This window comes from Flexithrix dorotheae DSM 6795 (genome assembly GCF_000379765.1).
Taxonomy (GTDB): Bacteria; Bacteroidota; Bacteroidia; order Cytophagales; family Flammeovirgaceae; genus Flexithrix; species Flexithrix dorotheae.
In genome coordinates this window covers 1-19493 of sequence record NZ_KB903509.1, presented here as the reverse complement: position 1 = coordinate 19493, position 19493 = coordinate 1, and the positions used below count along the sequence as shown (strand labels likewise).

The following is a 19493-nucleotide window of genomic DNA, read 5'->3' as shown; positions in this document are numbered from 1 at the left end:
TTATTTTTCTGGAAATAAGTTATTGAAACTTATAACCTCTTAGAAAATCTTCAATATACATTCTTTTTTTACCAGCTAATTGCAGAGTTTTTACTGAAATAAAGCCGTCATCTGTTTTAAAATACAAGTAGTTTTTCCGATCAGAAATATATGGATTATTTTGTGTTGTTTCTGGAGGGTTCTCCACTTTTTCTACCTCATAAATTTTACAGCTTTTCCCATTTAAAGTGGTCCAGGCTGTAGGGTAGGGGGAAAGTCCTCTTATGAAATTATACACTTCTTCAGTGGATTTGGAAAAGTCTATTTCACAGGTTTCTTTAAATATTTTCGGGGCTTTTTTTATTTCTACCGATTCATCCTGAGGGGAAAGCGTGTAATTATTGGCCTCTATACTTTTTACAGTTTTAAGTACCAAATCGGCTCCAAGGTACATCAATCGCTCATAAACACTACCGGCAGTGTCATTCTCATGGATTGGTACCTTAGCCTGATCAATTAAATCTCCGGTATCGATCTGATGCTTGAGGAAAAATGTGGTCACACCCGTTTCCTTTTCTCCATTTATTACAGCCCAGTTGATGGGAGCAGCCCCTCTGTATTGGGGTAAAAGCGAACCGTGTAAATTAAAAGTTCCGTAAGCAGGCATAGCCCAGACTACTTCTGGAAGCATTCTAAAGGCTACTACTACTTGTAAATTGGCATTATAGCTTTTTAATTCTTCTATAAACTCAGGAGATTTTAAATTGGTAGGCTGCAGCAAAGGAATATTGTGGGCCATAGCACATTTTTTTACCGGTGATTCATGCAATTTTAAGCCTCTTCCAGCGGGTTTATCCGGTGCAGTAATCACCCCTACAATATTGAATCCGTGCTTAACCAATATTTCCAGACTTGGAACTGCAAAATCAGGAGTTCCCATAAATATGATTCTCAAATCCCTTTTCATATCACAATTTCCTTAGTTTACAATTTTCTTCAATACCATTTCTTTAGGAACATCTTTTACTATTCCATCATCACAAAATAAAACCCTTGCCGGAAATTTTTTCAAAAAATTATGCTGGTGGGTACCCATCAAAACAGCGGTACCTTCTTTATTGATTTCGATAAAAAGATCAAGGATATCGTTGGCGACTGAGGGGTCTAGATTTCCCGTAGGTTCATCAGCAAGAATAACAAGTGGATTGTTAACCAAGGCTCTGGCAATTACCACCCGCTGTTGTTCTCCTCCGGAAAGTTGATGTGGCATTTTTTTCTCAATTCCCTGCAGCCCAACTTTATCAAGCACCTCTACCACTCTGTTTGAAATCTTTTGAGGGTCGATCCAGCCGGTTGCCTTCATTACAAATTTCAGGTTCTCTTCTACACTTCTGTCCGTAAATAATTCAAAATCCTGAAAGATGATGCCCAGTTTTCTTCTTAAAAAAGGGACCTCATTCCTGTGAATAGATTCTACCTGGTAGCCAGCCACACTTATTTGCCCCTCCAATAGTTCTAAGTCCGCATACAAACTTCTCAGAATGGAAGATTTACCACTGCCTGTTTTTCCTATTAAATACACAAATTCCCCTTCACGGATATTAAAGTGGAGATCAGAAACCACAGAAACACCATCTTGCTGAATTTGCGCTTCATTTACGCTTATGATTATTTCCTTTGTTTCAGACATAACTATGGGTTAATCTTTTGGTATTAAACAGAAATTAGGCTGAATTTTAATAGTTTGTAGGACATCTGAAATTTACATGCTTACAATAGTTTTAATTCTAAACCCAATAATGAAATCATAAGGACCTAACGTACTAAGTTTTGGCAATCCTTTTGGTTTTATCTCAAAATTCTAACTTTTTTAATTTTCCAAAAGGAATTTCATCAATTATTTTTCTTAATTCTTCCTCTTTTCCTTCCAGACCATATTTTTCTAATTTACTTAATGGCCTATCCGCTCTAAAATAGGCAATCAATACAAAATCGTCATCTCTTAATTGAATATATTCTGGGATTTTAGCTTTGCCTTTTACTTTAATTATATACATACCAGTTGAAGTATTGGTGAAATTGATTTTACTTAAAAAAAGGTCTTTTAATTTTGGTTAGTAGCGGAATTTAAATAAAATATTATAATGCTGAAATATTACATTAAAAAATTATTTGTTTTCTGTGAAAAAATATGTTTTATTCTGAATTGATTAGAAGGCTAAGGTAGTAATGTTAAAAATAAAAACCCCACTTTTGGAGTGAGGTTTTATATATTAATAGTTTTAAAAAAAGCTTATTGCATTTTTTTAGCGTCTTCTAAGAATTTAGCTAATCCACTATCAGTTAATGGATGTTTTAACAAGCCGGTGATAGCGCTTAATGGACAAGTTGCCACATCAGCTCCAGCCTCAGCACATTTAATAATATGCATCGTATTTCTGATTGAAGCAGCTAAAACCTCAGTTTCAAATCCGAAGGTAGCATAAATGTCTACAATTTGAGCAATCAGATCAACTCCATCAAAGCTGATATCGTCTAATCTTCCAATAAAAGGCGAAACATAAGTAGCTCCGGCTTTTGCGGCTAAAATCGCCTGACCAGCAGAGAATACTAAAGTACAATTGGTAGATATACCCTGATCTGAAAGGTATCTGATCGCTTTCACACCTTCTTTTATCATAGGTACTTTTACTACAATTTTCTCATCAATTGTCACTAAATCATCAGCTTCTCTTAAGATGCCATCATAATCAGTAGAGATTACTTCTGCACTTACATCTCCTTCTACAATATCGCAAATAGCTTTATAATGATTTCTGATGTTTTCTTTTCCACTTACCCCAACTTTTGCCATCAATGATGGGTTAGTTGTCACGCCATCAAGCACCCCAAGGTCCTGAGCTTCCTGAATATCTTTTAAATCTGCGGTGTCAATAAAGAATTTCATTTTTTCCTGTTTTTGATTTGTCTTATATAAATAAATTACACGTTCCGTATTTGAATAAGCTTAATTGTTTAATAGAGTTGGAATTTATGCCTGGGCTTAAAAAATAATTCATGGATTAATTCCTTTACTCAAAAGTAGATTTTTTTTCGAAGAGAAGAGAAAAATTAACCATACTTTAATGAATTAATAATGATTTGCTTATTGGATTTGCGTGTCATTCAGATGGTTTGCCAAGAAACTAAAAATGGCAAGCCAATATCGCACCGCTACAACCACTTACCCTTGCTTCTTTCCAGACCTGGGGGATTCGCAGGAGCTGGTCGTACTGACTTGCCGGTGCAAAGTTAACAGAATACTTTTCTTACTTCCAAACTTTTACTCAGGGTTTTTTGATTTTAAATGCTGATAAGCCGATAAACTTAAAAAGGTAAAACATAACTGTTTGATAAATAGAGGTTAATGGTATATTAACTGAAATTAAAATTTTACGGGCCAATCTTGCTGCTATTTTAATATGATTAATTTTATATCTAAAAAATGTTTAAAAAAATACCAATTGCTAATAGTTAGTACATAGCTTACGGTGTGCTACTTTAAGTTTGAAACATCTTTCAACTTAAACCCCGATTCTATATGAATGTACAAATTTTGCAATTGGATGATGTTTCAAAAGGGACTTTTTTCTATTTACCAGATCACCTGCAAGAACAAATTTCAGAGGAAGAAGTCCTTCAAATTTTAGAATACAGAAATCAATTTTTTGAAAAAACTAATTTTACCGGTTACGATGATTCTGATTTAAAAAAGACCATCGCTTTTATTAAAGCAACAGCTGCTTTTGAAGGATATATTATTAAAAGAGCTAAAATTTTGGCCGTGTTACAAGCGGAAGACGAATACCTGGCAGATTTTGGGTTTGGGGAATTTTAATTAATTATTCTGCTGTTAAGAAAAATTTAAAAAGGGCAAAGTCCTTCAAACGACCTTTGCCCTGATTTCCTAGACTAAGAGCATGATTAAATTTTGTTTTTTGAAGGGATAAATGTCAGTTTGGGGTTTTCGGGATGCTAGAAAATTTTTGTATAGCAGCGCTATTGGGAAATTTTATAGTGAACTGAAGTTCCCTAAGTGCCATTTTACAGCCAAAAGGATAAATTTATACTTGCTCTAAAACTTAGGATTACCTGATCCTTAATTCCAAACAATAAAAAATGTTAAATCAGTGTACCTTTTTTCATTTTCCGAATTAAGAAGGTAAAGAACACCCGGAATCCTTTCAGCCAGAATGCATTTTTAACTACCCAGAGAAAAATTAATCATTAAAAAATATCACCATGAATACTACCTTAAGAATAAAGTATCCGATTTTATTTTGGGGAGCTTCTCTCATTTGCATATTACTTTCTATCCAAAAACTCGAAAAACAATTTTCATTTCAGGAATTTGAACCAGAATTTCAGCAAGCCACTATTTGGGGCATTGACGATCCAGTACCGCCTCAAAAAACGATTAGTTTGAGTGGAGCCTTAAATAATCCATATTTTCTTCAGCCAAATGGTTCAAAAAATGTTTATTTATACATTGATTTGGAAGCGATAAAGGATCAATCCGATAAAGAAAAATCACCGCTTAATATTTCCCTTGTAATGGATAGAAGTGGCTCCATGCAGGGAGAGGGAAAATTGGAATATGCCAAGGAAGCGGCAAAATTTGTGGCACAAAACCTTAGCCGACAAGATAATTTTTCATTTGTAATTTATGATGATCAGGTGGAGGTGATCAGTCCATCTGCAAGAGTGACCCAAAAAGAAAGCCTGATGAGGAAGATTGAGGAAATTCAGTCTGGTGGTTCTACTAATCTTAGCGGAGGAATGTTAGAAGGTTATGCACAGGTGAAAAATACTTTTGAAAGAAATTATGTAAATCGGGTTTTATTGCTTTCTGATGGATTGGCCAACCAGGGAATAACAGATATGGCGGAACTCCAAAAAATTGTGAGTTTAAAAAACAGTGAGGAAGGAATTAGTATTTCCTCTTTTGGTGTAGGGGCTGATTTCAATGAAGATCTGATGACCAATCTGTCTGAATATGGAACTGGCAATTACTATTTCATCGATAATGCTGATAAAATTCCTGAAATATTTGCCAAAGAATTAAAAGGATTATTATCGGTAGTCGCTCAAAATGCCAGTTTTTCCCTTAATTACCCTCAAGAATATTTTACACTGAAAAATGTTTACGGATATCCTTATAATGAAAGGGAAGAGGGCAAAGTGGTCATTGATTTTAAAGATGTGTTTTCAGAGGAAAAAAAATCAGTTTTATTCAAGTTTGAGCTTAAATCTTCTATTCCTGATCAAGTGCATTTCATGGGAGAATTGGTTTATGATGATGTATATAATCATTATTCAAGAACAAAGGAAAGCATTGACCTGGAATTACAACCTACAGTGGATAAGCTAATTTATGAATCTTCCATAAACAAGCTTGTAGAACAGAATATAATATTATTTGAGTCGAATGCGATTATGCAGGAGGCTATTATTAAGGTGGATAAACATGATTATGAAAAGGCAAAGGAAGTACTTGATTTTAATATAAAAGACATGGAAGAAAGGTTTAACAATATAGAACCAGATAGTATATTGTTGGAGCAATATAATGACGCTGTTAAGTATAGAAAGAAGATTGAGGAGATTGAAAAGATGGATCAGCAAGAAATAAAAATGATGCAAAAGTCGAGTAAGAATATGAATTATCTAAGAAAAAGGAAAAAGCAATAGCTTTTGTCTATATGCTGTAGAAAAATTGAAGAGAAAGGCTATCCCCGGGATAGCCTTTTATATTTTAAATCAGGCAGTTAATAACCACATAATACAGTTTATCATATTTTCCATTTTTCAGATTTTTTTAATTTGCTAAATTGTGCAGTAATTCGCTGTAATTTTGAAGTATTTTTAAAATATTTTCATGACATTGAAAAAATATCAACAAAATCGATCTTTTTTTTAGAAATATAATTTTTATCTATATTTAAAAAAAGTCCGCTTTTAAATTGAAAATTAATGTTATGATTGTGTGTTATTTCAAGAAAGAAAACAATACCTGGTCAGTGACTGGCTTTTTATTTAATCTTTGAAATTACAGTCAATATAGCTACAACATCAAATAGGTTTTGGGTATTTTTTTAAGGTGGCAGTCATTCAAAACCTATCTTTTTTAATACTCATTTTAGATTTACTACTAGTCGAACTATAATACATCACCGCAATTATTGAAAACTTCTTTTTTACCAACTAAGTGTCAAATTAAAACCTATTACAATGATTAACTATTCAAAAAATGCGGATGTGAACCAATACCTCAATTCTTTATCAACCGAATATAGAAATCCCGTGTTAAAAATCAGGAAAATGATTTATAACCTCGATCCTGAAATTTCCGAGAGGCTGGAACGGAATAAGCTGATTTTTAATAATGGGAGTGAAGTGTGTTGTTTTAAAATTATCAAAAATTCTGTTAGACTTATTTTCCTGAAAGGGTCAGAACTTTCGGATGCCAATCATCTATTGCGGGAATTTGGGCAGAAGTCCAGAAGTCTTGAGCTGTTGGAGGCCGATCAAAAGATCTTTGATGCGGTGAAAAAAATGTTAGGAGAGGCCTTGGGTTTAACTTTAAAAAAAGCTGCATATAGTGGTTAAACCTTTGATGAATTGAATGATTTATGGTAAAAACTATACCTCATTTTCATTTTTGTTTAATTTTCAATTATCCTCATTTTATGAACTGGTGTGGGTTTTTGGGGAGGATTAAACGGGAATTTACATTCTGATAAAAACAAAATATAAATAAGCTACGAAGAAGATCAGGAAAATAAAGCCTTCCCATCTTTGTAGCTTTTTTGTTTTCCCAGTAAACATAGACAGGAAAAGCAGAATTACACCAAAAAGAAAAAAGTTAAGATCGAAATTTAATCCTTTTGTGTAGGGTAAATCATTGAAAATACTACTCAGACCCAAAACCAATAGGAAATTGAACATGCTTGAGCCAATAATATTACCAACGGCCAGGTCACTGTTTCTCCTAAGAATAGCAATAACGGAAGTAGTGAGTTCAGGTAGTGAGGTAAAAGTGGCCAATACTGTAAGAGAAATAAGTCTTTGGGAAATAGAAAAGTATTCTGTGATCCAAATGGCTTTTTCCACAACCAACTGTCCTCCAAATGAAGTGGCAATCGATCCTCCCACAATGAATAACCAGATTTTTTTTACAGAAAAGGATTTGACTTCAAATTTTACCAGTCTTTTTTTTCCAGATGTTCGGAAATTGGTAAAAACATACCACATAAAAAGAAGGTATGCCAAGATTAGAAATAAAGCATCAAGCTTATCTAATCCATTGGTATCCCGCTCCAGAATTAGGATATCATTTGTGAGAATGAAAACCAGTAGCGTGGTAACAATTAGGATGGGGATTTCCTTCCAAACGGTCTGACTTCTGAGGGTGACTGGGTAAATTAACCCGACTATTCCAAGGATCACAAAAAGGTTGAAAATATTGGCTCCAATCACATTGGCAAAAACCATGGTAGAATGACCCTGGGAAGAAGCCAGAATATTTACTACAATTTCTGGCATGGAAGTGCCCAGGGAAACGATTGTAAGCCCTATGGTAATTTCTGAAATATGAGCGCCTTTTGCCAGGGCCGAGGCCCCTTTTATGAGAAAATCGGCACCTTTTATCAGGAGAAAAAAACCAAAAAATAAAAGTCCTAATTGCCAGGCAATAATCATATTTGAAGGTACTTAAAAAAGCACCTGTTTAAATCCCTAATCCCATTCGAAATTGAAAATAATTATATAGTTTTCAAGAGGAATATTAAAAGGAACACAGGTGCTTTTTTCCGGTTAGGTGATAGAATTGGGTAAATTTATGAAAAAATTAATCCCATAATTTAGCCGGATAAGTTTTATCCTCTACCAAAGCAGCTATTTTTTCCACTGCCACTTCTTTATCTTCCTTGTAAGTTACCCCAAACCATTTTTCCGGAGTATCCAGCACCTTCATCCTGGCTTGTCCCGAGGAAATTAAAGAGTTTACGATAAATGGAAGAAAAAATTCCGCCTTTAAATTCTGATTATTGGCCTTGATAAAATCTTTGAAATAATTTTCGCAGTGGTCAAAGAAAGAAGGGGGAAAGCCCATTAAATTCATGGAAGCCGTTTCATTTCCTGTCAATGCAACGGGTTCTTTACCTTCCTCCTTATAGGCAATGGCATTATTGGCATCTTTGGTTATATGAGTTCTTTCTACAATAGTTTCTAAAAATCCCTCCTTATTTGAAGAACAAATTCCCCTTGAAACAAAGCCATGATCTGATAGAGTATTGAGCAGTTTGTAACCAACCATACAATAGTCTGTGCTATCCAGGCTTAGTTTAGAAAGGTAATCAGAAATAGAAACAAAGGATTTAGAACCATAAAAATCATCGGCATTGATTACGGCAAATGGTTCATTAATTTTTGGTTTGGCCACCATTACGGCATGACCCGTTCCCCATGGTTTTACTCTGTCTGCCGGTACCTCAATTCCTTCAGGTACATTGGAAATTTCCTGAAGTACATAGTCGGTAGCTATTTTACCATCCAGTTTTTTTATGAAAAATTCCTTGAATTCACTTTCAATTTTTGGGCTGATTACAAATACAACCTTTCCGAATCCTGCCCTGATGGCATCGTAGATGGAATAATCGATGATAGATTCCCCAGAAGGACCAAATTTATCCATTTGTTTTATTCCTCCATATCTGCTTCCAATTCCTGCAGCTAAAACTAATAGTGTTGGTTTCATTTAAAATTTAAAATTTAAAAAAATTATCAATATGTGATATTCAAAAAATATTTCGCAAAGCAGGCAAGTAATGTTCTTTACCTTTCGAAATGAAATGCCTTGCAAATTAATAAAACATTAGAGAAACGGCCTTAAAAATTGATTGTTGTTCATTTTAATGATAAAACGAATCAATTACTTAGAAGGCAAATGTTACAGAGACACTCCGAAAAAAGCATGCTAATTTTAATTTCACCTTTATATTGAAAATCAATTCAGAATTTTTCGGGAATAGATTATTTTGGATGAATTTCAATAAAAAGTCAAATTCTGAGGCAATACCACCTCTTTAATTCCTTTTAAATACTAGTGGGACTGAAACCTCATATCAGGGTATGCAAATCGTATTTAATTTGCTCATTTCCACATAATTAAAATAAAAAAGAGTTTATTGGGTAAAACACCAGTGATATTTTTTTGAAACTAAATCTGTTTTCCACGAATAGATTTAAATCATTTTTTTAAAATTTTAATGCAATTAACCTAATATAAATTAAAGCCAGAATCTAAATTATCAAACCGAAAATTTTTAAGTAATTCAATTGATAAAAGGGTGCTGGCACAATCCAGAAATTTTATGAAAAGGTCCATCTTATTTTTACTTCTCTTTATTTCGTTTACTTTTTCCTATGGACAAAATTCCCCGGAGGAAGAGGCATTGGAAAATATTAAAGTGGGCAATACGCTAAGGGAGGCTCAACAATTTGCTAAGGCAGAAGAATTTTTAGAGGCTGGTTTAAAGGAGGTGAAAGGCAAAAATAAATATTGGGAGGCTTCTGCCTATGAAAACCTGGGATTGCTTTACAGAGACCAGGGACTAAGTGATTTAGCCATTAAAAACTTAAGAAAGGCGCTTGAAATTTATATTTCACTGAAAAGTAAAGCGAGTATAAAAGGAGTAAGGACTTTATTGGAGGGAGTTGAGGAAAAAGAAACCCTTTATGCAGGTATTGAAATTGGGGCAAAAGGGGTGAAGCTCAGTGTGATTGGTATTTATTTAAGTATTGAGGGGTATTATAAGTTCAATATTAAGCATGATGATTCGAAAAACCCTAGTATTGTATCCATGACGGAAAAGTCAATTGATGATGCCGTTGAGGCTGTAAATGGGTTTGTGAAGGATATAAATGAAAAATATAAAATTCCTGAAGAAAGAATTTTTATCGTGGGGAGTAGTGGTGTGAAGATGGCTGCAGAGGAAAAATCTAAAATGAATTTATTGCAGGAAAAATTTTCCAAAAATATAAAAGGCTACAGTAAGGAAATTAAATTTATTACTGCAGAGGAAGAAGCTTATTTTGTGATAATAGGTTCCACATTACCCAAATACCGGGCTATTTCCAGTACACTTGATATTGGTAGTGGCAATACTAAAGGAGGTTACCTTATGGGGGAAAAACTGGAAAAAATTGAGCCTATTTCATTCCCTTTTGGCACAGAAACTTTTGCTGAATTTATTAAAGATAAAAAGTTTGAAAAGGAACTGGGTTACGATTCCCTGGCAAATTTGCTGGATAAGGAGGTTATCCGAAAGGAAATAAAGACACAAATAGAAAAGAAGGGGGGCTTGAGGACTAGGAAAATTGTCCATCTAATAGGTGGAGTAGTCTGGGCGATGGCAGCTTATATTTATCCTGAAAGTGCGGATGATATGTTTGTGGAAGTATCTCCGCAAGACATTGCCAAATTTAGAAAAGAAATTATGAGCAAATACGAAATTGTAACCGTGCCTAATCTCTCTTATATCACAAATCCTGAACTTAAAGCAAAAGCGGAATCGGATATTAAAAAGGCTACAAAAAGTTTTACCCGGGAAGAATTAATTGCAGGAAGTATCATTCTGGACGATTTAGTGAGGGAATTGAACAAAACTACTTCTAAAAAGTTTTACTTTGCCAGGCAGGGATATATCGGCTGGATTACCGGTCTTATATTAGGTTCTGTTTCAAAGGAATATGAGGGTTTGGAGGATTAGTCCGGTTGGCCATCCTTTGGAAGGTAAATAAAATATGGTGGAAATTTGGTTCGGTAATAAATATTGTATTTATTTCGCTTGAATTCCTCCCTAAATTGTATAATGAAAGTAAAATTCTTGTTTTTAACTAAAATAATTGTTTTGAGCCGGGGTTTATCAAATAAGATTTAGGAATCAGTGAGCACTGAAGGATAATTTACAGCAGTTGAAGAATAAAATTGATAGCATTTAACCTGTTTTTCTTCAACTTTTTAAATAATATTTGAATTTTTAATCAGGTACTGGAATATCTTTGCATAAAATCATTAATCAAGAAATATGGCGATAGATTTAGTAATGTTGGTAGATGATAATGATACTGACAATTTTATCAATAATCGAATAATTGAGCTGACAAGTTTCGCAATTAGGATTGAAATAAAAAACTCGGGAAAAAGCGCCTTGGAATATTTAGAGAACGCCAAAGATGATCCTGAAAACCTTCCGGATTTAATATTCCTGGATATAAATATGCCTATAGTAGATGGGTTTGTGTTTTTGTATGAATTCGAAAAGTTTCCTGACAGCATCAAGAAAAAATGTAAAATTGCCATTTTGTCCAGTTCTGATAATAAGCGTGATATTGATAAGATCGTGGATAATGATTATGTGATAAAATTTATCACGAAACCGCTTACAGAGGAAGCCTTGGCGGAAGCAAAGAAATTATTGACCTGAAAAATCTGATCATAAAAAATTAAATGAAAGGGAGTGTGAGATAGCACTCCTTTTTTTGTTTTTGGAAGTGAAAATTATTACAGGAATTTAAATCTGCTTTCTTAAAACTGGAAGAATCTTGGAAATGTCCAACAAATTTTTGCTATATTGGTATATATTAATCCATTTTATGGTAATATTGCAAATAATGATGTAAGGTGACTGACGTTGTATACATATGATAATTATTTCCGGGAGCGTGGGCTAAAGGATAAAAATAATTATTTTTGTACAACTGATGGAAAATCCATGTTTTGGAAATTCAATTGCTTTCATCAATTTTTTTAAACTGAGATACTACTGTTCAAAATAAATCAAGGGCTATTGTGCTAATTAAATTGGGCGTTTTCATATCCCAATAATTTCAATCTAAAGCACTTCTGCTTATTTCTTAAAACTAACATTTTAATGGATGCTTTCCCGGCATGGCTGGCATAAAACCATGAAAGTTAAACTGCTTTTTATATGGTCAGGTGTCAGTGAGGCTGTTTTTTATTGGCATCCGGTTATTAAATCAGATACCTAATTAAATCAACTATGTTAAAGGAATTTTATAGATTGATCAGTACGCTTTTCCTTGTTACCTTCATTCTTACTGGAGCCAGTGCTCAAAATTTTTCTACTGCATCATTTAATGAAATTAAAGCACTTGCCAATAGTGGTAATGTGAAGGCTATTTACCAATTAGGTAAGATCTACGAGGAAGGAATAATAGTGAAAGGCAATGTCAAGAAAGCTTTCAAATATTATGGTGAAGCAGCAAAGCATGATTACGATTCAGCCTTGTTTGCCATTGGAAGATTCTATGAGCTTGGCTTGGGTACTTCTCAAAATTACAAAATGGCTGTGAATTATTATCAGGGTGCAGCCGCCAAGAAACATGCTGAAGCGAATTTTAAGCTTGGGCAGATTTATGAAACTGGAAATGGAGGAGTTCAGAAGGATATCAAACAATCGGTGAATTATTACCTGAAAGCTTTGGAACTCAACTACGCACCAGCTCAGGAAAAACTTGAAAAACTTCCTGTTGATGAAAATGCCAATAAGTCAACACTTGGCTATACCATTTATAAAGCAGGAAAGAAAGATCCGGAATATCAGTATAAACTGGGGAAGTTATACGAAACAGGCCAGGGTGTGGAAAAGAATGAGGCACTTGCTTTTAGAAATTATTTTGAAGCGGCCAATGCGGGAAATGGAAAAGCTCAATATGAATTGGGAAAAATTTACAAAGTAGGAAATAAAACCAAAGATCTTGATGTACCAAGAAATATTCGTTTAGCTGTCCTGAATTTTGTGAAGGCGGCTAATAATGGTGTTCCTGAAGCAAAAAAGGAGCTTGATAATGTAAAAGTTGAGTTGTATCTGGATCAAAATAACCCGGATTATCTGGTTTATAAAGCCAATAAAAACGGGGGTGGAAATACGGATAAAAAATTTGAATTGTATAAAAAATACTTCTACGGAGTAGGCGTGCCCAAAGATCAGGAAAAGGGATTGGAATATTGCCAGATGGCCGCTTTGGAAGGCAATGAGCAGGCCATGCTCACCTTGGCGAATATGTATCAGAAGGGAATTTATGTAAAGCCAAGTTTGGAAAACGCCTTTCAGTGGTATAGAGAGGCTGCATTTCTGAAGAACGATACAGCTATTTTTGCTTTGGCTTCCATGTATGAAGAAGGTTTGGGTACTAAAGTTAATTCCGAAAAGGCTGTAAGGTGGTATTTGAGAGCAGCCGCTTCTGAAAATGGGGAATTGGCAGTTCGGGCCATGTACAAGCTGGGCAGGTATGAAATTTTGAAATATATAGATCCAAATGACCTGGACTACATAAGCTATATTGCCCAGAAAGGGGATACTAATGCTCAGATGAGAATTGCTTCCTATTATTTCAGCAAAAATGATAATAAAGCCGTTTACTGGTACACGAAAGCAGCCGAAGCCGGGGTAATAGAAGCGATGAATAAATTAGGGGATATCTATCTTGAGGGGAAATGCAATGTGATTAATGATAACCGACAAGCCATGCAATGGTATTATAAAGCAGCTTCCCAAAATGATATCCATGCCATGAAACAACTGGCTTATATGTTTTCCCAGAACCTGATTCCAGAAGAAAGAAATAGCTATGAGTTGGGAACACAATTGGCACAAAAATACCTTGAGGTGACTAAAAGTAATCCCGGGTCAAGAGATTTAATCATTTATAAAGTTATTGGAGATTTATCACTCGCCAATGGAGAATTTAAAAATGCGATTCCATATTACACCACCTTTATAAAAGGGTATGATCCTCAAATGAATAAACCACTTGAGGTGATTAAGGCGGTAAACTCAAGGGGAATTGCCTATTATAACCTCAAGGATTACAATAGTGCTTCCACCGATTTGGGGATTTGTTTATTGGTCCTGGAGGAATATAAAGATCATCCCGATGTGAAACCTCAATATGCACAGAGCAGAGGCTTGTTTTACTATCAGGAAGGGCGAATCACATTTGATATGGGAAATATATTAAAGGCCTGTAATTCCTTTCAAATGGCGAAAAACTTTGGTGTGGAAACTGAGCCGAAATATCAACAGGCATGCCTAAACAGGTGATTTTTAACTTTTTTTAAATTCAAAAATTCATTTATTAGGCTTACATTTGATGAGGCATTGTACCTGTCAGGACTTTTTTCACTTAAGTGGATATTAATATACTAAAAAGCAGCGGTTTTAACTTTATGAAAAAATTAAGCATTTAAACACTGCTGGAACCGTCTGGTAAATTTGCCAGACGGTTTTATTTTTTGATCTTTGTAGGTATAATGCGCTGAAGGGAATGATTATAATTATAGAACATTTTTTTAGTGCTGTTTACCTGTAATTGGGTAGATAAAGAATTTTAATTTTAAAAAAAATAGTATACTGGGGTAAAATGGATATTGCTGAAATTCAATCAATAAAGCAAAGGTTTGGGATTATTGGAAATTCCCCAAAATTGAACAGGGCTATTGAGGTGGCGTCTATGGTGGCCAATAAAGATACTAGTGTTTTAATAACCGGTGAAAGTGGGAGTGGCAAGGAATCGTTTTCCAAAATTATTCATCAGCTGAGTCACCGGAAGCATGGGGAGTTTATAGCCATCAACTGTGGGGCAATTCCGGAAGGAACCATTAACTCTGAACTTTTTGGACATGAAAAAGGAGCATTTACAGGGGCTTCCGATTCCAGAAAAGGCTATTTTGAAGTAACAGATAAGGGAACTATTTTTCTGGATGAAGTGGCAGAGATGCCTTTGGAAACCCAGGCAAGGCTGCTCAGGGTGCTGGAAAATGGGGAGTTTATCCGGGTAGGGTCCAATAAGGTAAGAAAAACAGATGTTAGGGTAGTAGCCGCTACCAATGTAGATCTTCAGGAAAGGGTACAAAATGGGAAATTTCGTGAAGATTTGTATTACAGATTTGCTGTCCCTATTGAGGTACCGCCCCTTAGGGAACGTGGAGCAGATGTGGAATTACTTTTTAGAAAGTTTGCTTCAGATTTTGCTGATGCCAATCGAACGAAACCCATTATTCTGGATGATGAGGCTAAAGCGATGTTACTTAATTTCAGGTTTCCGGGAAACATCAGGCAGCTCAAAAATATAGTAGATCAGATTTCTGTTTTGGAAACTAACCGGTTTATTACAGCTGAAACTCTTTCAGGCTATTTGCCTCATGATCAGGTAAGCAGGTTGCCCGTATTGTTGAATTCCAAAGGAAATAATGGTGGTGGAGGTGCTGACAATTTCTCCGAAAGGGAAATTTTATACAAAGTGCTTTTCGATATGAAAAAAGATATGGCTGATTTGAAAAAATTGGTGTTATCTATGTTGCAGGACGATACTACCAATAAAGAAGTTTATCAGGAGCATTCCCATTTATTCAATGATCTGGGGGAACATACATTTCCAAAGCCGAGTCCAAGTTCTTCTCTATTGTTGGAATCTCATAAATCAACAGAGCAACCAACCGAGAAAACCTTTAAACTGGACGAAAGTATTGAGGATATCACCCACAAAATGGAGGATGAGTCCTTATCTCTCGAAAAGAAGGAAGAGGAATTAATCCGGAAGGCACTAATTAAGAATAATAATAAAAGGAAATACGCAGCAAAAGATTTGGGAATTTCAGAGCGGACTTTGTACAGAAAAATTAAACAATATGGCATTGATGAATAATAGATTTCTTCGATTTTCCAGCCTCTTTTTAATTATGTTGGTAGCTGGGATATTAAATTATGGCTGCCGACAGGCTCCAAAGGTTACTTTTTCTGGTGCTATACCTCCAGAGGGCGCGGAAACTTTTTCTGTTGAAAATTTTTTTAATGATGCCAACGATGGCCCGGCCAACCTTGAAATTCGATTTTCAGAGGCTTTAAGAGAATATTTTCAAAGGAATACTCCTTTAACTCCTGTTACTTTTAATGGGGATATTCAGCTTTCCGGTAGTATTTCCAGGTATGAACTCAGGCCCGTGTCTGCCGGAGCTGGAGAAACGCAGGGTGCTCAATTACAACGACTTACCATTGGGGTGAAATACGATTATATTGTACTGACTGAGGAGGACAAAAACCTTGAAAATGCCACGGCTTCTCAGTTTCAGGATTTTCCTGCCGACCAAAACCTATCGGATGTAGAAGATGGTTTGATTGAAGAGATTTTTGAGCAGATTATTTTTGATATTTATAACCGTACCCTGGCCGATTGGTAATTTGGGTTTGACAATTTTATCCAGTCAGGTACCTTTGTAAAACGTCTTTTATTTTTGGCGTAAACAGAATTTTCGACCCAAATTAATGTCAGGCTTATTCATTGAATATTCTTATTTTTGCAAATTTGAATGTTTGGGAAATAAACCTTAAAAATGCTATTAATCAGTGAGTTATTTGATTAAAAGTATTATCTTTAACTATCAATAAAAAATTAAAATCTTAAAATAGGTAAAAAGTGAACCCGGCTAAGTTAAAGGAATTAGTGATTTCGCCTGAAAATGTAGAAGAAAAAGATTTTCCTGAATTATTGGCACTTCTTTCGAAATATCCATATTTCCAGGCAGCAAGTATTCTTGCAGCCAAAGCAAAAAATTCTTCAGAATTTATCAAGTCTGCTGCTGTGAGAACTGCCAACAGGGGTGTTTTGAGGCAAATTATTAGTGGAGAATTTGATCAGGATGTAAGCCTGCATAATATAGATGAACTTGATATTCACTCAGGTATAAATGCTTTCGAAAAGCTGGCCAATGAAGAAACAACCAGTCAGGAAGAGTTAGAGTCGACTTTTTCTGATGAAATAATTCCTGATCAGCCTGCAATTGAGAATGAGGAAAATGAAACAATTGAAGAACCCGAAGAAGATGAAAGCTCAGAAATAACTTTAAAGGAGGAGCTTTCAGCTCCTGAAGAAGAGGCTGAGGCTTTATATATTGGCGAAACCGAAAAGAATATATTAGATAGTGGGTTGGATGAGGTAATTGAGGAGAATACTGAGGAAGAAATAGCGAAAGAAAGTGACAATAAGAATCCTATACTGAAGCAGGAGGAAGAGGAAATAGAGAAAGCAGAATCAGGTGAGGATTTTTTACCCGATTTTAAAGAAGCCAGTTTTGATTCAGAGGAGGAATTATCTTCTATGTCATTTGAGGCACCAGATTATCAATTTGACCTGGATTCAGAAACTTCAACCACTTCACTGGAGGAGGAAGATATTTTAGAAAACGTAGAACAACTTTCGGAAAAAGAGACCGAAAGTGATGAGGATGAAAACCATTTTAATCCTGACATAGATCTTCCAATTGAAGAGGAAAATATAATTAATACTTCAAAGGAGGAACTGGAAGAATCTATTAAAGATGCGGATGAATCAGACGCGGATCTGAATGAAAGCTTTGTAGTTAAGGATATCATAAACGAACCTGATATTGATGCCGAAGTTAAGGATTTAATTGAGGATGATTCTTTCAGGAATGATCTTATGGATAGCCTGAATGATTTGCAAAATACCCGAAAGGCTTTAGCAGAAGAAGAGAAAGAGCAAATGCTTAACAAGTCAGTTTCGAATGAAGAAGGAGCTGAAGACCAAGAAACAGATCCTGTTCCTGAAAATAAAGAAACTGAAAACTCTTCCATAAATGATGAGGTATTTGAATCGGAATACCAGGAGATTTTCAAAAGCATTCCATCTGAGGAGGCGGATGAAAATATGGAGGAGAAAGCCCCTGAAACCGGAACACTAAAATCCGAAAATTTAACTGGTGAGGATGTGGAATCAGAAGAAGAAAATGATACTTTTGCAGACGCTGATTTATTCGATTTGAATTATTTGTTGGGTGATGATGAAAACCAGTCAGGGAAAGAAAAAAAAAAAATGAGGATAGAAACAACTGAACGACAAAAGGAAATTATTGACAAATTTATAGAAGAAGTCCCTCAAATATCAATTCAAGGAGGGGATGAAAGAACTCAATCTGAATTTGCAAAGGAATTATACAATAAAAGTGTATCAGAAGATTTGAGTATAATGACAGAGCGAATGGCCATTTTATTTTCCCAACAAGGAAAAAATGGTAAAGCGATAGAGATTTACGAACAACTTATATTGAAATATCCCGAGAAAAAGACTTACTTTGCAACATTAATTGAAAATCTTAGAAACGAGCAATAGAAAGAAATGACAACTTTTATAATTATTTTAATATTATTTGTAGCAATACTTTTGGTTTTATTGGTACTTGCACAAGATTCTAAAGGATCTGGATTAACCGGAAATATTGGATCGGCCAGTCAGATTATGGGTACTAGAAGAACTATGGACTGGATTGAAAAAGCAACCTGGACATTGGTTTCTTTATTCTTTGTGTTGTGTCTTGGAGTTGCAGCTACAATTGATAAAGGTCAGTCTCCCGAAGGATTTACTTCCCCAAATATTGAGAAGGCAAAGGAAGAGGCTTCTCCAATCATGCAACAAGATGTTGAAGTTCCTGAAGAAGGTGAAGACGAAATTAATACTGATGAATTATTAGCTCCTGAAGAGGAAACTCCTGCGGCATCAGATGACCAGTAATTATTTAAATAAAATTTAAAAAAATCCACTTGTTATTTTTAGCAAGTGGATTTTTTTTTGATCTTGTATGAAAAATAAATTTTCAATATGGATAATTCCGGATTAATTAAAATAAAAGAAAGACTTCAAAAAACCATTTCCGCTCTTGAGGACCAGACCAGAGCTTTAAGGGAAGATTTAATTCAGGTAAATCAACTGATAGAAGGTGAAGAAAAGGATTTGAGCAGGGCAGGAGAGGAGCTGAAGAAACAGCTGGTAGAAACCAAAATAAAAATTGATGAGAATAAGGAAAAGTTAGAAAGCCTTTCGGAAGAGGATTTAAATTCTACAGAGATTGAATTTATATCTGATTTAGAAAAGGAAACTATTGCCATGCTTCATCGGATGCAGGATAAAGTAAATTCTAATGAAGTTTTGGCTGAATTGTATAAAGAGGTTCAGGAAAATAAGAAGACTTCCACATCTTCTGCAGGACAACCGGAGAAAGAATCAGAATTGTCCCCTGAAGAAGAATTGAAAAAATTGAGAGATGAAAAGGAGCTGGAGGAAAAAGTAGAAGAATTCAGGAAAACAGACGCACTGAATGAGTTGAAAAATAAACTGAAGCAAAATAAAAAAGACCAGTGAAAACTCAGTCATGGTCGGAAGAAATTCCGACCATTTTTAATTTTAAAGATTCGTTCCGGGTTACCTCCAGCTAGATAAATCATAATGGCAATAGCAAGTTCTCTTATTTCGGTTTTAAACCTTCTTTTAGCAGTTTTATAACCAATATTATTAGCTTTTTTATAAATAAGCAGGAGCATGGCAACTATTAGGGTCATATAAATGATGACTTCAATACCATTTTTATTGAGTGATAC

Annotated in this window: 17 protein-coding genes and 1 pseudogene; 11 read left to right on the top strand and 7 right to left on the bottom strand. The window is 34.9% G+C overall.

The window, feature by feature from the left end; genetic code table 11:
- Positions 1–19: 19 nt before the first annotated feature.
- From fmt to fsa, 4 genes are all read right to left on the bottom strand, one after another.
- Positions 20–946, bottom strand: coding sequence for a methionyl-tRNA formyltransferase (fmt, locus tag A3EM_RS0137660; RefSeq protein ID WP_020533408.1), 927 nt, complete (start codon positions 944–946; stop codon positions 20–22).
- Between the two features lie 12 nt (positions 947–958).
- Positions 959–1669, bottom strand: coding sequence for a cell division ATP-binding protein FtsE (locus tag A3EM_RS44990; RefSeq protein WP_020533407.1), 711 nt, complete (start codon positions 1667–1669; stop codon positions 959–961).
- Between the two features lie 163 nt (positions 1670–1832).
- Entirely contained in the window at positions 1833–2036 is a 204-nt protein-coding gene (locus A3EM_RS0137650) for a hypothetical protein (RefSeq protein ID WP_020533406.1), read from the bottom strand.
- A 236-nt stretch (positions 2037–2272) separates the two neighbouring features.
- Complete coding sequence (gene fsa, locus A3EM_RS0137645; protein WP_020533405.1) at positions 2273–2926, bottom strand: fructose-6-phosphate aldolase; 654 nt, start codon at positions 2924–2926, stop codon at positions 2273–2275.
- 633 nt (positions 2927–3559) lie between these two features.
- On the opposite strand from fsa, the gene A3EM_RS0137640 reads away from it, so the two are divergent.
- The 3 genes from A3EM_RS0137640 to A3EM_RS0137630 all read left to right on the top strand — a co-directional run bounded on the left by A3EM_RS0137640 (position 3560) and on the right by A3EM_RS0137630 (position 6627).
- Positions 3560–3856: a hypothetical protein gene (locus A3EM_RS0137640; RefSeq protein WP_020533404.1), complete on the top strand. Its 297-nt coding sequence runs from the start codon at positions 3560–3562 to the stop codon at positions 3854–3856.
- A 404-nt stretch (positions 3857–4260) separates the two neighbouring features.
- Positions 4261–5709 carry a vWA domain-containing protein gene (locus A3EM_RS0137635; protein WP_020533403.1) on the top strand — a complete coding sequence of 483 codons (1449 nt, stop codon included), beginning with the start codon at positions 4261–4263 and terminating at the stop codon, positions 5707–5709.
- Positions 5710–6249: 540 nt separating this feature from the next.
- The gene (locus A3EM_RS0137630) at positions 6250–6627 is read left to right on the top strand and encodes a DUF1801 domain-containing protein (RefSeq protein ID WP_020533402.1); all 378 of its coding nucleotides are present in this window, start codon (positions 6250–6252) and stop codon (positions 6625–6627) included.
- Between the two features lie 120 nt (positions 6628–6747).
- Here the strand turns inward: A3EM_RS0137630 and A3EM_RS0137620 are convergent, their stop codons facing one another.
- Complete coding sequence (locus A3EM_RS0137620; RefSeq protein WP_020533400.1) at positions 6748–7719, bottom strand: calcium/sodium antiporter; 972 nt, start codon at positions 7717–7719, stop codon at positions 6748–6750.
- Between the two features lie 148 nt (positions 7720–7867).
- Positions 7868–8776 (bottom strand): nucleotidyltransferase family protein, encoded by a 909-nt coding sequence (locus tag A3EM_RS0137615; protein WP_020533399.1) that lies wholly within the window; start codon positions 8774–8776, stop codon positions 7868–7870.
- Between the two features lie 616 nt (positions 8777–9392).
- On the opposite strand from A3EM_RS0137615, the gene A3EM_RS0137610 reads away from it, so the two are divergent.
- The 8 genes from A3EM_RS0137610 (at position 9393) to A3EM_RS0137570 (ending at position 19257) form a co-directional block, all read left to right on the top strand.
- A complete protein-coding gene (locus A3EM_RS0137610) occupies positions 9393–10790 on the top strand; it encodes a tetratricopeptide repeat protein (RefSeq protein ID WP_157638283.1) in 1398 nt (465 codons plus the stop codon).
- Positions 10791–11108: 318 nt separating this feature from the next.
- Positions 11109–11507, top strand: a complete 399-nt coding sequence (locus tag A3EM_RS0137605; protein WP_044241045.1) for a response regulator — start codon at positions 11109–11111, stop codon at positions 11505–11507.
- A 576-nt stretch (positions 11508–12083) separates the two neighbouring features.
- Positions 12084–14147 (top strand): SEL1-like repeat protein, encoded by a 2064-nt coding sequence (locus A3EM_RS0137595; RefSeq protein ID WP_020533395.1) that lies wholly within the window; start codon positions 12084–12086, stop codon positions 14145–14147.
- A gap of 319 nt (positions 14148–14466) precedes the next feature.
- Positions 14467–15750, top strand: a complete 1284-nt coding sequence (locus A3EM_RS0137590) for a sigma 54-interacting transcriptional regulator (protein WP_020533394.1) — start codon at positions 14467–14469, stop codon at positions 15748–15750.
- Entirely contained in the window at positions 15743–16282 is a 540-nt protein-coding gene (lptE, locus tag A3EM_RS0137585; protein ID WP_052323411.1) for an LPS assembly lipoprotein LptE, read from the top strand. The genes A3EM_RS0137590 and lptE overlap by 8 nt, the downstream gene beginning before the upstream one ends.
- A 236-nt stretch (positions 16283–16518) precedes the next feature.
- Positions 16519–18231: a hypothetical protein gene (locus A3EM_RS0137580; protein ID WP_020533392.1), complete on the top strand. Its 1713-nt coding sequence runs from the start codon at positions 16519–16521 to the stop codon at positions 18229–18231.
- A 6-nt stretch (positions 18232–18237) separates the two neighbouring features.
- Entirely contained in the window at positions 18238–18630 is a 393-nt protein-coding gene (secG, locus tag A3EM_RS0137575; RefSeq protein WP_020533391.1) for a preprotein translocase subunit SecG, read from the top strand.
- A gap of 87 nt (positions 18631–18717) precedes the next feature.
- Complete coding sequence (locus A3EM_RS0137570; protein WP_020533390.1) at positions 18718–19257, top strand: hypothetical protein; 540 nt, start codon at positions 18718–18720, stop codon at positions 19255–19257.
- A gap of 8 nt (positions 19258–19265) precedes the next feature.
- On the opposite strand, the pseudogene A3EM_RS44985 reads toward A3EM_RS0137570, so the two are convergent.
- A pseudogene (locus tag A3EM_RS44985) lies at positions 19266–19493 on the bottom strand (hypothetical protein); the annotation flags it as partial.

Excerpts from the sequence above, each read along its gene's own strand:
- A3EM_RS0137630 (WP_020533402.1), top strand. The coding sequence starts at position 6,250 with ATGATTAACTATTCAAAAAATGCGGATGTGAACCAATACCTCAATTCT.
- A3EM_RS0137620 (WP_020533400.1), bottom strand. The coding sequence starts at position 7,719 with ATGATTATTGCCTGGCAATTAGGACTTTTATTTTTTGGTTTTTTTCTC.
- lptE (WP_052323411.1), top strand. The coding sequence starts at position 15,743 with ATGAATAATAGATTTCTTCGATTTTCCAGCCTCTTTTTAATTATGTTG.
- A3EM_RS0137615 (WP_020533399.1), bottom strand. The coding sequence starts at position 8,776 with ATGAAACCAACACTATTAGTTTTAGCTGCAGGAATTGGAAGCAGATAT.
- A3EM_RS0137640 (WP_020533404.1), top strand. The coding sequence starts at position 3,560 with ATGAATGTACAAATTTTGCAATTGGATGATGTTTCAAAAGGGACTTTT.
- fsa (WP_020533405.1), bottom strand. The coding sequence starts at position 2,926 with ATGAAATTCTTTATTGACACCGCAGATTTAAAAGATATTCAGGAAGCT.
- A3EM_RS44990 (WP_020533407.1), bottom strand. The coding sequence starts at position 1,669 with ATGTCTGAAACAAAGGAAATAATCATAAGCGTAAATGAAGCGCAAATT.
- A3EM_RS0137650 (WP_020533406.1), bottom strand. The coding sequence starts at position 2,036 with ATGTATATAATTAAAGTAAAAGGCAAAGCTAAAATCCCAGAATATATT.
- A3EM_RS0137595 (WP_020533395.1), top strand. The coding sequence starts at position 12,084 with ATGTTAAAGGAATTTTATAGATTGATCAGTACGCTTTTCCTTGTTACC.
- secG (WP_020533391.1), top strand. The coding sequence starts at position 18,238 with ATGACAACTTTTATAATTATTTTAATATTATTTGTAGCAATACTTTTG.
- A3EM_RS0137610 (WP_157638283.1), top strand. The coding sequence starts at position 9,393 with ATGAAAAGGTCCATCTTATTTTTACTTCTCTTTATTTCGTTTACTTTT.
- A3EM_RS0137635 (WP_020533403.1), top strand. The coding sequence starts at position 4,261 with ATGAATACTACCTTAAGAATAAAGTATCCGATTTTATTTTGGGGAGCT.
- A3EM_RS0137570 (WP_020533390.1), top strand. The coding sequence starts at position 18,718 with ATGGATAATTCCGGATTAATTAAAATAAAAGAAAGACTTCAAAAAACC.
- fmt (WP_020533408.1), bottom strand. The coding sequence starts at position 946 with ATGAAAAGGGATTTGAGAATCATATTTATGGGAACTCCTGATTTTGCA.
- A3EM_RS0137590 (WP_020533394.1), top strand. The coding sequence starts at position 14,467 with ATGGATATTGCTGAAATTCAATCAATAAAGCAAAGGTTTGGGATTATT.
- A3EM_RS0137605 (WP_044241045.1), top strand. The coding sequence starts at position 11,109 with ATGGCGATAGATTTAGTAATGTTGGTAGATGATAATGATACTGACAAT.